Here is a 15,232-nt window from a genome sequence, read left to right on the forward strand (position 1 = left end):
TTTATCAGTGATTAGTCGACATTCCTCTCATTCGAGATGCAGGAGTGTCCTTCGATGTTCGTCCGGTCGGTTTTGTCCAGCTATTCCAGGCTCTTGGCGGGTGTCTCGCTGGCCCTGATGGCCGCTGCGCTGGCCGGGTGTAATGACACCGTCGCCGAGAAGGCCGAGCCGCCGCGGCCGGTTCTGGTCGCAACCGCCCATTATGATGCCGAGACGCCGGAGCGGAGTTTCGTCGGCACCATCAGGCCGCGGATCGAGAGCGACCTCGGCTTCCGAGTCGCCGGCAAGGTCGCAAAGCGCCTGGTCGAAGTCGGCCAGACGGTAGAGGTTGGTCAGCCGCTCGCCACCCTGGACGAGGTCGATTTGAAGCTCCAGGCCGAGCAGGCGCTGGCCGAGCAGACCGCCGCGACCGGTGTGCTGGCCCAGGCTGCCGCCGCCGAGCAGCGCGCCAAGGACCTCAAGGCCAAGGGCTGGACCACGGACGCGCAGATGGACTCGAGCCGCGCCGCCGCGGATGAAGCCCGCGCCCGCCTGAACCGCGCCGAGCGCGCGCTCGAATTGAGCAAGAATTCCCTTTCCTACGCGACGCTTGTTGCCGACGCCCGTGGCGTCGTCACCGCAACGCTGATCGAGCCCGGCCAGGTGGTCGCCGCGGGCCAGGCTTCGATCCGTGTCGCCCGCTTTGCCGAGAAGGAAGCGGTCGTCGCGATCCCTGAGACGCTGGTTGGACGCGCCAAGTCGGGCGTCGCCAGTGTCACTCTTTGGTCCGAGCCGGACAGGAAGTACACGGCCAAGCTGCGCGAGATCGCGCCGGCGGCCGATCCTGCCACGCGCACCTATCTGGCAAAATTCTCGCTGCCCGAGGCCGACGACAAGGTCGCGCTCGGCATGACCGCGACGCTGACGCTGTCGGACGCCGCCACCGAGCGTGTTGCGCGGCTGCCGCTGTCGGCGCTTTTCAACGAAGGCGGCAAGCCCTCGTTCTACGTTGTCGACGATAACGGCGCGGTCACGCTGAAGCCGGTCGTGGTGAAATCCTACGAGAGCAACGACGTCGTCATTACCAACGGTGTCGAAGAGGGCGCCAAGATCGTCGCCCTCGGCGTGCAGAAGCTCGATCCTAGCCAGAGGGTGCGGATCGTGTCGTCGCTGTCTTTCTAAGTGTTTTTGAGTTCGTCGTTGCAAGGCGAGTTTCGGCCCGAGCGCAAATGCGAAGGCTGAAGCGGCGAAGCGATCCAGAACCTGCCCAGCCCCCTGGATTGCTTCGCTGCCTCGCGATGACGCCTTGAACAGAGTGGCTGTCGTTTTTGGCAATTGGATCGTCTTTCGGAGAGTGCGATGAAGCGCTTCAACCTTTCGGCCTGGGCCGTCAGCCATCCGACGCTGGTGCTCTTCCTGATGATCGTGCTCGGCGTCGCCGGCTTCTTCTCCTATGAGAAGCTCGGCCGCGCCGAGGATCCGTTCTTCACGGTGAAGGTGGTCAATGTCTCCGTGATGTGGCCGGGCGCGACCGCGCAGGAGATGCAGACCCAGGTCGCCGATCCCATCGAGAAGAAGATCCAGGAGCTGCCCTATTTCGAGAAGGTGCAGACCTATTCCAAGCCCGCCTTCACCGCGCTCCAGGTGACCTTCCGCGACAACACTCCGCCGAAGGACGTACCCTATCTCTTCTACCTGCTGCGCAAAAAGCTGGTCGACGTGCAGGGCCAGCTGCCGTCCGGCATCCTCGGGCCCGTCGTCAATGACGAGTTCTCCGACGTCGATTCCATCCTCTACATGATGACCGGCGAGGGCGCCGACTATGCCCAACTGAAGAAGGTCTCGGAAGGCTTCCGTCAGCGCCTGTTGAAGGTGCCCGGCGTGACCAAGGTCGACGTCTACGGCAATCAGGACGAACGCATCTTCGTCGAGTTCAGCCACGCCAAGCTCGCCACCCTCGGCATCACGCCGCAGGCGCTGTTCGATTCGCTCGCCAAGCAGAACAACGTGACGCCGGCCGGCACGGTCGAAACCTCGTCGCAGCGCGTGCCGCTGCGCGTCACCGGCGCGCTCGACGGCGCCAAGGCCGTGGCCGAGACGCCGGTCGAGAGCAACGGCCGCGTCTTCCGCCTCGGCGACATCGCCACCGTCACCCATGGCTATGTCGATCCGCCGAGCTTCGTCGTCCGCCAGGAAGGCAAGCCCGCGATCGGCATCGGCGTCGTCACCGCCAAGGGCGCCAACATCCTCGATCTCGGCAAGGAGGTCGAGAAGGCGACCAGCGAATTCATGAAGGCCGTGCCGCAGGGCATCGACGTCAAGCTCATCGCCGACCAGCCCAAGGTGGTCGAGAACGCCGTCGGCGAGTTCGTGCACTCCTTCATGGAGGCGCTCGTCATCGTGCTGTTCGTCTCGTTCCTGGCGCTCGGCTGGCGCACCGGCATCGTGGTCGCGCTGTCGGTGCCGCTGGTGCTCGGCATCGTCTTCGTCGTCATGAATACGATGTCGCTCGACCTGCATCGCATCACGCTGGGAGCGCTGATCATCGCGCTCGGCCTGCTCGTCGACGACGCCATCATCGCGGTCGAGATGATGGTGGTAAAGATGGAGCAGGGCTGGGACCGCATGCGTGCGGCGTCCTTTGCCTGGGAATCAACTGCGTTTCCGATGCTCACGGGAACGCTGGTCACGGCCGCTGGCTTCCTCCCCATCGGCTTTGCCAATTCTGCGGTCGGCGAATATGCCGGCAGCATCTTCTGGATCGTGGCGATCGCGCTGGTCGCCTCCTGGTTCGTGGCGGTGATCTTCACGCCCTATATCGGCGTCAAGCTGCTGCCGGAGATGAAGCACCACAACCACGATCCGCACGCGGTCTACGAGACCCGCATGTACCGCGGCCTGCGCGCCATCGTGCAATGGTGTGTCAACCACCGCATCACCGTGGTGGTCGCGACCGTCGGCGTCTTCGTCGCTTCGATCGTCGGCTTCGGCCATGTCCAGCAGCAGTTCTTCCCGCTGTCGGAGCGGCCCGAGCTGTTCCTCCAGCTGCGTCTGCCCGAGGGCACTGCCTTCAACGTCACCGAGAAGGCTGTGAAGAAGGCCGAGACGCTGCTGAAGGACGACAAGGACATCGAGACCTATACGTCCTATGTCGGCCAGGGCTCGCCGCGCTTCTGGCTCGGCCTCAACCCGCAACTGCCGAACGAGGCCTTTGCCGAGATCGTCATCGTCGCCAAGGGCGTCGAGGCGCGCGAGCGGATCAAGGCCAAGATCGAGAACGCCGCTGCCGAGGGCGTGCTGACGGAGGCGCGCGTCCGCGTCGACCGCTTCAATTTCGGCCCGCCGGTCGGCTTCCCCGTCCAGTTCCGCGTGATCGGGCCCGACGCCAACAAGGTGCGCGAGATCGCCTACCAGGTCCGCGACGTCATGCGCCAGAACAAGAGCATGAAGGACGTCCAGCTCGACTGGAACGAGCAGTCGCCCTACCTGAAGCTCGTCGTCGACCAGGACCGTGCTCGTGCCATGGGCCTGACCCCGCAGGAGGTCTCGCAGGCGCTGGCGATGCTGATCTCGGGTTCGCAGGTCACGACGGTACGTGACGGCATCGAGAAGGTCGGCGTGGTCGCCCGTGCGATCCCGTCCGAACGCCTCGACCTCGGCGGCGTCGGCGACCTCACCATCACCTCGCGTAACGGCGTGGCCGTGCCGCTGCAGCAGATCGCGAAGATCGAATATGCCCACGAGGAGCCGATCATGTGGCGGCGCAACCGCGACATGGCGATTACCGTGCGCTCCGACGTGGTCGACGGCGTGCAGGCGCCCGACGTCACCAACCAGATCACGCCGAAGCTGAAGGCGATCAAGGACAACCTCGAGCCGGCCTACCGCATCGAGCCGGGCGGCGCGTTCGAGGAATCCGCCAAGGGTAACGCCTCGATCTTCATCCTCTTCCCGGTGATGGTCATGGTGATGCTGACGCTGCTCATGATCCAGCTGCAGAGCTTCTCGCGCCTGATCCTGGTGTTCCTGACCGCGCCGCTCGGCATTGTCGGCGCCTCGCTCGGGCTCAACGTCGCCAATGCCCCGTTCGGCTTCGTGGCGCTGCTCGGCCTGATCGCGCTTGCCGGCATGATCATGCGCAACACCGTCATCCTGGTCGACCAGATCGAGACCGACGTCTCGCACGGCCTGACCCGGCGCGAGGCGATCGTGGAGGCGACCGTCCGCCGCGCCCGTCCGGTGGTGCTGACGGCGCTCGCCGCCATCCTCGCCATGATCCCGCTGTCGCGCTCGGCCTTCTGGGGCCCGATGGCGATCACCATCATGGGCGGCCTGTTCGTCGCGACCTTCCTGACGCTCTTGTACCTGCCGGGCCTCTATGCGCTCTGGTTCAGGAAGAGCCTGGACGAGGCGGGCACCCCCGAGCAGCCTGCCGCGCCGCAGCATGGGAGCGATGACCAGCACGCAATTCCGCTTGCTGAAGCGGCTGAATAAGTGAGAAGTAGTGCTGAATGACGAGTCCTGACAGATGACACTGGTTGCGGAACATATCGAAGGCGACACCCGGGATCGTATCCTTGAGGTGGCCGAGCGGCTGTTCCGCCAGATCGGCTATCAGAAGACCACGGTCGGGGACATCGCCAAGGAGCTCAGGATGAGCCCCGCCAATGTCTATCGCTTCTTCGAATCGAAGAAGGCGATCCATCAGGCGGTGGCGCGGGGCTTGATGGGCGAGGTCGAGCTGGAGGCGCAGCGGATCGTGACCCGGCCCGGCCCGGTGCTCCCGCGCTTCCGCGAGCTGCTCACCACCATCCATCGAATGAACACCGAGCGCTATGTCGGTGACAACAAGCTGCACGAGATGGTCGCGATCGCGATGGAGGAGGACTGGGACGTCTGCGTCGCCCACATGGAGTGCATTGCGGGCGTGATCGGCCAGATGATCGCGCAAGGCGTTGCCTCCGGCGAGTTCGAGGCGCCCGACCTGCAGCTCGCCTCGCTCTGCGCCTGCACCGCGATGATACGCTTCTTCCACCCCCAGATGATCGCCCAGTGCGCCACCAAGCCGGGCCCGACCATCGACCAGATGATCGATTTCGTCATCGCGGGTCTGTCGCCGCGCCACTGACGGGCGGAGCCGTTTCTTCCTATAAGCAGGCCGACCGCTCCGGGCTGACCGCCGCGTGGCGGCCCAGGACGGATCGTCAAACTCCGTCATTGCGAGCGTAGCGAAGCAATCCAGGCTGTCTCCGCGGACGGATCCTAGATTGCTTCGCTGCGCTCGCAATGACGAGCAGGGGAAAGCCAGCGTGACCGACAAAGAGCTTTATTTCTACGAGCCCTCCAAGGGCCACGGCCTCAAGCACGATCCCTTCAACGCCATCATCGCGCCGCGGCCGATCGGTTGGATCTCCTCGCGCGACGCCAGGGGCCATGTCAACCTCGCGCCCTACAGCTTCTTCAACGCCTTCTGTTACGTGCCGCCGATCATCGGCTTCTCCTCCACCAACTGGAAGGATACGGTCGAGAACATCCAGCAGACCGGCGAGTTCGCCTGGAATCTCGCCACGATGGATCTGGCGAAGCACATGAACGCGACCGCCGCGCATGTCGGCCCCGAGGTCGACGAATTCGAGGTCGCCGGCCTCACCGCCGTGCCCGGCCGGCTCGTCAACGTGCCTCGCGTGGCTGAGAGCCCCGTCGCCTTCGAATGCAAGGTCTCCGACATCGTCCGCCTCAAGGGCGCTGCCGGCAAGGAGGCTGACGCCTGGTTGACGCTGGGCGAGGTCGTCGCCGTCCACATCGACAAGGCCATGATCAAGGACGGCATCTACCAGACCGCCGCCGCCCGCCCGATCGTCCGTGCCGGCCGCCGCGGCGATTATTTCGAGATCAAGCCGGAAAATATGTTCGAGATGGTCCGGCCGGATTAGGCAGGCGCCTCTTCCCATGCCGTCATTCCGGGGCGCGCCGCCAGGCGCGAACTATGATGCACAATTGCGCATCATAGAATCCATTCATCTACCAAACCCGCCGCACGATGGATTCCGGGCTCACGCTTCGCGTGCCCCGGAATGACCGTGGCGAGACATTCACCCCATTCCCCCTCCCGGAACTGCCCTCACGCCCCGGCCGTTATGACCTTGGGCGGCCGCCCGCGGCCGCGTCAATTTTGCAGGCGAAGTGTTCGCCTCCGCCAGCCAGTTTCCGCTAAAATGCCCGGTACCGCGCCGATGCATGAGGTCCGCCATGAGCTTCCGCCGCGACACTCTGACGAAGCCGATCTTCACTCTCGCGCGCGCGGCGTGCTGCCGGCGATGTCCGATACCGAGCGCGAGGCGCTGGAGGCCGGTGACGTCTGGTGGGACGCCGATCTCTTCACCGGCAATCCTGACTGGTCGAAGCTGCTGAAGGTCCCGCAGGCGAGGTTGACCGCGGAGGAGCAGGCCTTCCTCAAGGGCCCTGTCGACGAACTCTGCGCCATGCTCGACGAGTGGAAGATCTTCTGGGAATGGCGCGACCTGCCGCAGGACGTCTGGCACTTCGTCAAGCGCGAGAAGTTCTTCGGCATGATCATTCCGAAGGAGTTTGGCGGCCTCGGCTTCTCGCCCTATGCGCATTCCGAAGTCGTGCGGAAAATCTCGACGCGCTCGATCGCGGCCGCGGTCACGGTGATGGTGCCGAACTCGCTCGGCCCCGGCGAACTGCTGATGCGCTTCGGCACCAGGGAGCAGCAGCAGCGCTGGCTGCCGCGCCTCGCCGACGGCCGCGACATTCCCTGCTTCGGCCTCACCAGCCCCGAGGCCGGCTCCGATGCCGCCTCGATGGTCGACACCGGTATCATCTGCAAGGGCGATTTCGAGGGCCGCGAAGTCCTCGGCCTCAGGCTCAACTGGCACAAGCGCTACATCACGCTCGGCCCCGTCGCGACGCTGCTCGGCCTCGCCTTCAAGGCCTATGATCCCGATCATCTCGTCGGCGATCAGGAAGAGCTCGGCATCACCGTGGCACTGATCCCGACCAATCTGCCCGGCGTCGAGATCGGTCACCGTCATCTGCCGTCGATGCAGGTGTTCCAGAACGGACCGAACCGGGGCCGCGACGTCTTCATTCCGCTCGACTATGTCATCGGCGACAAGGAGCGCCTGGGGCAGGGCTGGAAGATGCTGATGACCGCGCTCGCCGCCGGTCGCGGCATCTCGCTGCCATCACTCTCGGCCGCCGGCGCTGCCTTTGCGGCGCGCACCACCGGCGCCTATGCCCGCATCCGCGAGCAGTTCGGCATCTCCATCTCCAAGTTTGAAGGCATCGAGGAGCCGCTCGCGCGCATCGTCGCGACCGCCTATCAGCTGGACGCCGCGCGGCGCCTGACCTGCTCGGCGCTGAATGCCGGCATTCATCCTGCCGTCATCTCCGGCATCATGAAGCTGCACGCGACCGAGCGGATGCGGGTCGCGATCGACGATGCCATGGACATCCACGGCGGCAAGGCCGTGATCGACGGTCCGCAAAACTATCTCGGCAATCTGCATCGCGCCGTGCCGGTCGGCATCACGGTGGAAGGCGCCAACATCCTGACTCGTAATCTGATCGTGTTCGGGCAGGGCGCTATCCGCGCCCATCCCCATCTGCTCGACGAGATGAACGCGCTGGCCGACACCGATCGCGAGCGTGGCCTCGCCGCGTTCGATAAGGCGTTCTGGAAGCACGTCGGCCACAGCTTCCGGACCCTGTTCCGCGCCTTCGGCCGGAGCTGGACCTTTAGCGCCTTCGCGCCTGCGCCGGACGCGGGCGATGCCACGCCCTTCTATCGCCAGCTCTCGCGTTACTCCGCCGCCTTCGCGCTCTGCGCCGACATGGCGCTGCTGACGCTCGGCGGCGCGCTCAAGCGCAAGGAGATGCTGTCGGCGCGGTTCGGCGACATCCTGTCCGAGCTCTATCTGCTCTCGGCGGTGCTGAAGCGCTGGCAGGACGAGGGCCGGCAGAAGGAGGATTTCGCTGCGCTGGAATGGTGCATGGCGACGGGCTTCCGGACCATCGAGAACCGGCTCGCCGAAATCCTCGCGAATCTGCCGAACCGCTTTGTCGCAATCTTCCTCAAGCTCGTGGTCCAGCCGTTCGGTGCCCGCGTGCTCGGCCCCTCCGACCGTGTCGTGCACCAATGCGCGAGCTTGGTGCTGGAGCCCTCGGCGGCGCGCGAGCGTCTGACGCCGGATCTGGCCCAAGTCGATGACAACGGCGGCTTTGCCCGGCTGGAGCGCGCGTTCAAGCTGGTCGCCGGCACGGAGGCCATCGCCAAGCGCATGCGCGCGGCGCATGTCCGCGACTGGAAGGAAGCGGTCACCAAAGGCGTGATCACGCAGGCTGAGGGCGAGCAGGTTGCCGCGGCCCGCGACGCCGTCACCGAGGTGATTGAGGTCGACGATTTTGCGCCGGAGGCGCTGTCGCCGATTTACAAGAAATCCAGCGACGTGCATCAATTCTTCCAGGAACTCGGTGAACAGAGGGCGGCGAGCTGATGGCACGACCGGTTTTCATCGTCGACGGCAGCCGGACGCCGTTTCTGAAGGCGCGTTCGGGACCAGGGCCGTTCACGCCGGTCGATCTTGCCGTGCAATGCGGCCGGCCGCTGCTGGCGCGCCAGCTGTTCGCCCCGACTGACTTCGACCAAGTCATCCTCGGCTGCGTCAACGTGATCGCGGACGAGATGAACCCGGCCCGTGTCGCCGCGCTGCGGCTCGGCATGGGCGAGGACATGGTCGCCTTCACCGTGCAGATCAATTGCGGCTCCGGGATGCAGTCGATCGACACCGCCTATCGCTACATCCGCGAAGGCCATGCCGACATGATCCTGGCCGGCGGCACCGAGGCGCTGAGCCACGCGCCGCTGGTCTGGCCGAATTCCGGCGTGCGCTGGTTTGCCGGCCTTGCCACCGCCAAGGGCGTGGCTGCGAAGCTCGGCGCGGCCTTCAAGCTGCGCCCGCGTTATCTCAAGCCGATCATCGGCCTCGAGCGCGGACTGACCGATCCCGTCACCGATCTGAATATGGGCCAGACCGCCGAGGTCGTCGGCCATCTCTTCGGCATCACCCGAGCGCAGTCCGATGCTTACGCCGCAGAGAGCCATCGCCGGCTCGCGCATGCGCAAGACGCGGGTTTTCTCAAGGGCGAGGTCGAGACCGCGTTTTCCCGCGACGGCAAGTTCTTCGACCATGACGACGGCGTGCGCAAGGACTCGACGGCCGAGACGCTGGCAAAGCTCCGGCCGGTGTTCGAGCGCCCCTGGGGACAGGTCACCGCCGGAAATTCCTCGCAGATCACCGATGGCGCCTCCTGGGTGATCCTGGCCTCCGACCAGGCGGTGGCCAAGCACAAGCTGACGCCGAAAGCCGTCATCGTTGACAGCCATTGGGCTGCGCTCGATCCCAGCATCATGGGCCTGGGTCCGGTGATGTCGGCGACGCCGCTGCTCCAGCGCAACGACCTCACCATCAAAGACGTCGAGACCTGGGAGCTGAACGAGGCTTTTGCGACGCAAGTGCTCGGCTGCCTCGCCGCGTGGAAGGACGATAAATTCTGCCGTGAGATTCTCGGCCTCGACGGCGCAGCAGGCGAGATCGACCACGAAAGACTGAATGTCGACGGCGGCGCGATCTCGCTCGGCCATCCCGTCGGCACCTCCGGCAACCGGATCGTGCTGCATCTCGTCAACGCGATGAAGCGGCTTGGCACGCGGCGCGGCGTTGCCACCGAATGCATCGGCGGCGGGCTCGGCGGCGCCATGCTGATCGAGGCGGTGTGACCATGGATTCCAAGATCATGACCGCGCTTGGCGACCGCGTGCTGGCGCTCGGGCCCAAGCCTGCGACCGACGGTCCCTACAAGCACTTCAAGCTGACACGCGATGCCGATGGTGTCGCCTGGCTGCTGTTCGACCGCGCCGAGACAAGCGCCAACACGCTGTCCTCGGATGTGATGGAGGAGTTCGACGCTGTGCTCGCGGCGATCGAGACCGAGCGTCCCGCCGGCCTCGTGATCCGCTCGGCCAAGCCGTCCGGTTTCATTGCGGGCGCCGACGTCAACGAATTCCGCGGCGCCAGCGATCCCGACATGGTGGAGACGCGCATCCGCGCCGCGCATGCGGTGGTCGACCATCTGGAAGCCCTGAGGCTGCCGACGGTGGCGGTCATCCACGGCTTCTGCCTCGGCGGCGGCCTCGAGGTTGCGCTCGCCTGCCAGACTCGCATCGCCATCGAGGGGGCGCGGTTCGGCTTCCCGGAGGTGATGCTGGGCTTGCATCCCGGCCTCGGCGGCACCGCGCGCTTCACCGCGCTGGTCAATCCGACGCAGTCGATGACCCTGATGCTGACCGGGCGCACCATCGATGCGCGCCGCGCCAGATCACTCGGCCTCGTCGACACCGTCACGCAGGAGCGCCACGTCCACAACGCCGTGAAGGACGCGCTGTTCGGACGCCTGAAGCGGGCGCGGCCGGGCTTGCTGACGCGCGCGGCGGGTTTCGGCTTCGTGCGCGGGCTGCTCGCCAAGCGCATGCGCTCGGAGGCGGCGAAGGCGGCGTCCCGCGAGCACTATCCCGCGCCTTACGCGCTGATCGATCTCTGGGAGACCCATGGCGGCAGCAAGATCGCGATGCTGAGGGCCGAGCAGGCGTCATTTGCCAAGCTGATGGTGACGCCGACCGCACAGAACCTGATCCGCGTGTTCTTCCTGCGCGAGCAGATGAAGAAGGCGGCGGGCAGCCGCAATGCCGTCAAGCATGTCCATGTCATCGGCGCCGGCGCCATGGGCGGCGACATCGCGGCCTGGTGCGCGGGGCAGGGACTGCGCGTCTCGCTCGCCGACATGAAGGCGGAGCCGATCGCCGGCGCGGTGAAGCGCGCCAACGAGCTCTACGGCAAGATCATCCGCAAGCCGACCGACGTGCGCGACGCACTCGATCGCCTCATCCCTGACATGGACGGGGAAGGCGTGCGCAACGCCGATCTCATCATCGAGGCCGTGCCGGAAAAGTTAGAGCTGAAGCAGAAGGTCTATGCCGGCATCGAGCCGCGGATGAAGCCGGGCGCGATCCTTGCGACCAACACGTCGAGCATTCCGCTCCAGGATCTGCGGACGACGCTGGCGCGGCCGGAGCGGCTGGTCGGCCTGCACTTCTTCAATCCGGTGTCGCGGCTGCAACTGGTCGAGGTCGTCAGCCATGACGGCAATGACCCGCAAGTGCTGAAGGAGGCGCTCGCCTTCGTCGGCGCGATTGATCGCCTGCCGCTCGCCGTGAAGAGCTCGCCCGGCTTCCTCGTCAACCGCGCGCTGACGCCGTACATGCTGGAGGCGATGGTGATGCTGGACGAGAAGACCGACCAGCGGCTGATCGACGCCGCGGCCGAGCAGTTCGGCATGCCGATGGGACCGATCGAGCTGGCCGACCAGGTCGGGCTCGACATCTGTCTCGATGTCGGCGACATGCTGCGCACCAAGTTCGGCGATCTCTTGCCGCCGACGCCGGCCTGGCTGCGCGAGAAGGTCACCAAGGGTGAACTCGGCCGCAAGAGCGGCAAGGGTTTTTATGTCTGGAAGGACGGCAAGGCGGAGAAGGCACAGCTTCCCGAGACCGGTCCGCGCGTCACCGACCAGATGATCGATCGCCTGGTGCTGCCGATGTCCAATGTCTGCGTCGCGGCGCTGCGCGAAGGCATCGTCGACGATGCCGACGCGGTCGATGGCGCCATGATCTTCGGCACCGGTTATGCACCGTTCCGTGGCGGTCCGTTGAACTATGCGCGCACGCGTGGCGTGGAGAATGTCGTATCCACGTTGCGCGCACTGGCCGAGCGATTCGGCGAGCGCTTCGCGCCCGATCCGGGCTGGGACAATTTCAAGTGAGACAGGCATGAACGAACAAGCCATGACCGGGCCGAGCGGCGATCTCTGCATCCGCACGCTGGCGATGCCCGCCGACACCAACGCCAATGGTGACATCTTCGGCGGCTGGCTGCTCAGCCAGATGGATGTCGGCGGCGGTGTGTTCGCCTCGAAAGTCGCGAAGTCGCGCACGGTGACTGTCGCGATCGAAGCGATGAATTTTCGCAAGGCGGTCTATGTCGGCGATCTCGTGTCCGTCTACGCCAATCTCGTGCGCGTCGGCCGCACCTCGCTCACCGTGCATCTGGAAGCATGGGCGCTGCGGCGCGGCGAGGAGCATCCGTTCCTCGTCACCGACGGCAACTTCACCTACGTCTCGATCGACGAGCACGGCCGCCCGCAGGCGGTTCGCGCGACCGACACGAGGATCGCGACGTAATCGCGCGCGACGCTCTGCCTCATCTCGCGAAGATGTGCAGCACCGCCAAACGCGGCGCGACGAAGTCATCGCGTCGCGCCCTCGCCAAGAACCAGTCAAGAACCAGTCATAAAACGGATGAGGTCCCAGCGTACTCAATTGCGTGTCGATTCGGGGTGGAAACGGCCTCAAATGCCTGAGGAACCTTTGGGCAGGAGCACCGTTATTTGCCCGCACTGAGGAATCCACGGACCATGCCGGATAGCTACATCATCGAAGTCGACTCGCAGACCGCAGGTATCGTCGTTCGTTCTTCCGGAGGCTACTGCTTCTTCGCTTCATCCCACCGCTTCAACCGCCTCGAAGGTCAACTCTTCCGCAACGCCCGCGAAGCCGAGCGCGCCGCGCGCAAGTTGATTAACGGCGATGAGAAGGAGGCGGCGTAAGCGCCGCACTCGTCATTCTGGGGCGCGCGAGGCGCGAGGTCGGAATTTTTTGCCGAGCACACAGCTGCCTTTCCTTTTCCCCCTTGTGGGAGAGGGTGGCATAAGTCGGCTTCAGCCGCCGTTCTTAAGAGAACGCCGAAGCAAAGCTTCGGCTATGGCGCCGGATGAGGGGTCTATCGGCAATTGAAAAGCGAGAGAATGACTCGCTGAAGCATACCCCTCACCCGTCTCGCCTCGAGCCACCCTCTCCCGCAAGGGGAGAGGGTAAGAACTGTCATCACAACTTCGTCGCAGCCCGCGAGAGCAGCTTCCAGTCGTCGCCCTGCTTCTGCCAGTTCATCAGGATATGAAGATTGGTCGACACTTTTTTTCCATCGGCTGCCATCTCCTGCTCGCCAAGCCAGTGGAAACGGACGATCGCCGCAGGGCCGACGACCTTGATGGTCGGGTCCTTGTATTCGATCGACAGGAATTTCGACTTGCCGTCGGTGGCGTTGGCGATGAAGGTCGCCTTGTCCTCGACCTTGCCGCTGGAATGGCTGTAGCTGAGATCGTCCCAGCACAGTGCGCCGAGCGCCTTCGGGTCGGCCGCGATCTGGGCGAGACGGAAGGCCTCCACCTTCTTCGCCACGGCCTCTTCGTCTGCCGAGGCAGCGAACGCCGGTGTGGTGAGAGCGAGCGCGGAGACGGCGAGAGTCGAGAGAGCCAGATCGCGTCGGTTGATCGTCATCGTTTCCTCCTTTTTGATCTTGCGACGAGTGTTGCAGCCGCGCGCGACTTTGTCGAGTGTCGCATTGTCGTCATGTGGATGCTCATTGCGCGTGCGAGGCCGTATTGATACGTCTTTCGCATTGATGCGCTGCGCATGTGGGAAAGTACGGAAATGATCGAGGCCAAAAGGCAAGCGATGGGCAGGGCGTTGCTGTTCGACATCGACGGCACGCTGGCCGATACGGATCCGCTTCATCGCGAGGCCTTTCACCGCGTGTTCGCCCCGCGCGGCCACGTCGTGGATGATGAGCGCTTTAAGCGCGAGCTTCAGGGCTTTTCCAATGTTTCGATCGGGGAGCGATTTCTGCCAGACGAATCGCCGGAACGGCGGCTCGCGATCCTCGGCGAGAAGGAGGCGATCTTTCGTGATCTGGTGGCCGGGCAGATCGCGCCGATACCGGGGCTGATGGCGCTGCTCGACCGTGCGGATGGTGCCGGCATCCCTATGGTCGCCGTGACCAACGCGCCGCGGCTCAACGCCGAGCTGCTGCTCTCGGGCCTCGGCATCACCGAGCGGTTCAAGGCAATCGTGATCGGCGACGAGCTGCCGCACGGCAAGCCGCATCCGCTGCCCTATCAGGAAGGGCTGCGTTTCGTCGGCGCCAGCGCGCCAGCCTCGATCGCATTCGAGGATTCACGCTCCGGCGTGCAATCGGCCGCGGCGGCCGGCATTCCCACCATCGGGCTGCGCACCACGCTCAGCCATGCTGACCTCGTTGCGGCCGGCGCGGTCGCTTCCGCGGGTGCGTTCGACGATCCGGAGCTGCTTGCGCACCTCGCAGCCGCGATGGCGTGGTGAAGATCCTTGTCCGTTAACCGTGATCACGCATTGACCGGACGCGTGAACCGCCGCACCATGCAGCTTCCTGATGTGAGGCCCTTGCCGTGACCGGACTGACCCATCGCCAAGCCGAAATCCTCAACATCGCGCGCGCCTCGGGCCGCGTCATGGTCGAGGAGCTCGCGCGCCGGTTCGAGGTTTCCGCGCAGACCATCCGGAAAGATCTCAACGATCTCTGCGAGCGGAGATCGCTGACCCGCATCCATGGCGGCGCCATCATCGCCTCGGGCGTCGAAAACCTCGCCTATGAGGCGCGCCGCTTCGTCGCCGCCGACGAGAAGAAGGCGATTGGCGCCGCCGCCGCCTCGCTGATCCCGAACGGCTGTTCGCTGTTCATCAACATCGGCACCACCACCGAGGAGGTCGCGAGCGCGCTGACCTCGCACGAGGATCTCCTCGTCATCACCAACAATCTCAACGTTGCCATGCTGCTCTACCGCCATCCCCGCATCGAGGTGGTCGTCGCCGGTGGCACGGTGCGGCGCGCCGACGGCGCGGTGGTCGGCTCGACCGCGACGCAGCTGATCGGCCAGTTCAAGGTCGACTATGCCATCATCGGTGCGTCCGCGATCGATGAAGAGGGCGCTTTGCTCGACTTCGACTATCGCGAGGTGCAGGTGGCGCAGGCCATCATCGCCAATGCCCGCAGCGTCATGCTGGTCGCCGATTCCACAAAGCTGCGCCGCAGCGCGCCGGTGCGCATCGCTCACATCACCCAGATCCAGACCTTCGTCACCGACCAGGAGCTGCCCGAGCGCCTCGCCACCATCTGCCACAGCAAGGGCATCGAGGTGGTCGAAGCGATGCCGAAGGAGGTGAGGGAGATCGATGAGGCCCAGGCCGATGCGCAGGACGCCGCGCCTGAAGCGGCGCCGGTGGTCAGGCTGCGATAGTGCC

The 15,232-nt window shown here is 65.2% G+C and carries 11 protein-coding genes and 1 pseudogene; 11 read left to right on the forward strand and 1 reads right to left on the reverse strand.

Going from position 1 to position 15,232, the window contains the following annotated elements:
• Positions 1 to 54: 54 nt before the first annotated feature.
• From LRP30_RS09935 to LRP30_RS09975, 9 genes and pseudogenes are all read left to right on the forward strand, one after another.
• Positions 55 to 1,161 carry an efflux RND transporter periplasmic adaptor subunit gene (locus LRP30_RS09935; RefSeq protein WP_128938089.1) on the forward strand — a complete coding sequence of 369 codons (1,107 nt, stop codon included), beginning with the start codon at positions 55 to 57 and terminating at the stop codon, positions 1,159 to 1,161.
• A gap of 177 nt (positions 1,162 to 1,338) precedes the next feature.
• On the forward strand, positions 1,339 to 4,473 hold the full coding sequence (locus LRP30_RS09940) for an efflux RND transporter permease subunit (RefSeq protein ID WP_249760204.1): 3,135 nt from the start codon (positions 1,339 to 1,341) through the stop codon (positions 4,471 to 4,473).
• A 34-nt stretch (positions 4,474 to 4,507) separates the two neighbouring features.
• Positions 4,508 to 5,107 carry a TetR family transcriptional regulator gene (locus LRP30_RS09945; protein ID WP_028160320.1) on the forward strand — a complete coding sequence of 200 codons (600 nt, stop codon included), beginning with the start codon at positions 4,508 to 4,510 and terminating at the stop codon, positions 5,105 to 5,107.
• 181 nt (positions 5,108 to 5,288) lie between these two features.
• A complete protein-coding gene (locus LRP30_RS09950) occupies positions 5,289 to 5,912 on the forward strand; it encodes a flavin reductase family protein (protein ID WP_249760205.1) in 624 nt (207 codons plus the stop codon).
• 316 nt (positions 5,913 to 6,228) lie between these two features.
• A pseudogene (locus tag LRP30_RS09955) lies at positions 6,229 to 8,498 on the forward strand (acyl-CoA dehydrogenase).
• Positions 8,498 to 9,781, forward strand: coding sequence for an acetyl-CoA C-acetyltransferase (locus LRP30_RS09960; RefSeq protein ID WP_249760207.1), 1,284 nt, complete (start codon positions 8,498 to 8,500; stop codon positions 9,779 to 9,781). Before LRP30_RS09955 ends, LRP30_RS09960 begins: the two are co-directional and overlap by 1 nt.
• A 2-nt stretch (positions 9,782 to 9,783) precedes the next feature.
• Positions 9,784 to 11,880 (forward strand): 3-hydroxyacyl-CoA dehydrogenase NAD-binding domain-containing protein, encoded by a 2,097-nt coding sequence (locus tag LRP30_RS09965; RefSeq protein ID WP_249760208.1) that lies wholly within the window; start codon positions 9,784 to 9,786, stop codon positions 11,878 to 11,880.
• A gap of 7 nt (positions 11,881 to 11,887) precedes the next feature.
• The gene (locus LRP30_RS09970) at positions 11,888 to 12,298 is read left to right on the forward strand and encodes an acyl-CoA thioesterase (RefSeq protein ID WP_091898051.1); all 411 of its coding nucleotides are present in this window, start codon (positions 11,888 to 11,890) and stop codon (positions 12,296 to 12,298) included.
• Between the two features lie 233 nt (positions 12,299 to 12,531).
• A complete protein-coding gene (locus LRP30_RS09975; RefSeq protein WP_091898053.1) occupies positions 12,532 to 12,723 on the forward strand; it encodes a hypothetical protein in 192 nt (63 codons plus the stop codon).
• Between the two features lie 277 nt (positions 12,724 to 13,000).
• Here LRP30_RS09975 and LRP30_RS09980 read toward each other — a convergent pair whose 3' ends face one another.
• Positions 13,001 to 13,453 (reverse strand): nuclear transport factor 2 family protein, encoded by a 453-nt coding sequence (locus LRP30_RS09980; RefSeq protein WP_091898055.1) that lies wholly within the window; start codon positions 13,451 to 13,453, stop codon positions 13,001 to 13,003.
• Between the two features lie 153 nt (positions 13,454 to 13,606).
• Between LRP30_RS09980 and LRP30_RS09985 the strand changes: the two genes are divergently transcribed.
• Together LRP30_RS09985 and LRP30_RS09990 are read left to right on the forward strand one after the other, a co-directional pair.
• Positions 13,607 to 14,293, forward strand: a complete 687-nt coding sequence (locus LRP30_RS09985; RefSeq protein WP_249760209.1) for an HAD-IA family hydrolase — start codon at positions 13,607 to 13,609, stop codon at positions 14,291 to 14,293.
• Between the two features lie 86 nt (positions 14,294 to 14,379).
• Positions 14,380 to 15,228, forward strand: coding sequence for a DeoR/GlpR family DNA-binding transcription regulator (locus tag LRP30_RS09990; RefSeq protein ID WP_091898058.1), 849 nt, complete (start codon positions 14,380 to 14,382; stop codon positions 15,226 to 15,228).
• Positions 15,229 to 15,232: the final 4 nt, after the last annotated feature.

This window comes from Bradyrhizobium sp. C-145 (assembly GCF_023375135.1).
In the GTDB taxonomy this organism is placed as follows: domain Bacteria; phylum Pseudomonadota; class Alphaproteobacteria; order Rhizobiales; family Xanthobacteraceae; genus Bradyrhizobium; species Bradyrhizobium zhanjiangense.

Bases quoted from the DNA above. Each gene is read 5' to 3' on its own strand.
- LRP30_RS09935 (WP_128938089.1), top strand. From the start codon at position 55: ATGTTCGTCCGGTCGGTTTTGTCCAGCTATTCCAGGCTCTTGGCGGGT.
- LRP30_RS09940 (WP_249760204.1), top strand. From the start codon at position 1,339: ATGAAGCGCTTCAACCTTTCGGCCTGGGCCGTCAGCCATCCGACGCTG.
- LRP30_RS09945 (WP_028160320.1), top strand. From the start codon at position 4,508: ATGACACTGGTTGCGGAACATATCGAAGGCGACACCCGGGATCGTATC.
- LRP30_RS09960 (WP_249760207.1), top strand. From the start codon at position 8,498: ATGGCACGACCGGTTTTCATCGTCGACGGCAGCCGGACGCCGTTTCTG.
- LRP30_RS09965 (WP_249760208.1), top strand. From the start codon at position 9,784: ATGGATTCCAAGATCATGACCGCGCTTGGCGACCGCGTGCTGGCGCTC.
- LRP30_RS09970 (WP_091898051.1), top strand. From the start codon at position 11,888: ATGAACGAACAAGCCATGACCGGGCCGAGCGGCGATCTCTGCATCCGC.
- LRP30_RS09975 (WP_091898053.1), top strand. From the start codon at position 12,532: ATGCCGGATAGCTACATCATCGAAGTCGACTCGCAGACCGCAGGTATC.
- LRP30_RS09980 (WP_091898055.1), bottom strand. From the start codon at position 13,453: ATGACGATCAACCGACGCGATCTGGCTCTCTCGACTCTCGCCGTCTCC.
- LRP30_RS09985 (WP_249760209.1), top strand. From the start codon at position 13,607: ATGATCGAGGCCAAAAGGCAAGCGATGGGCAGGGCGTTGCTGTTCGAC.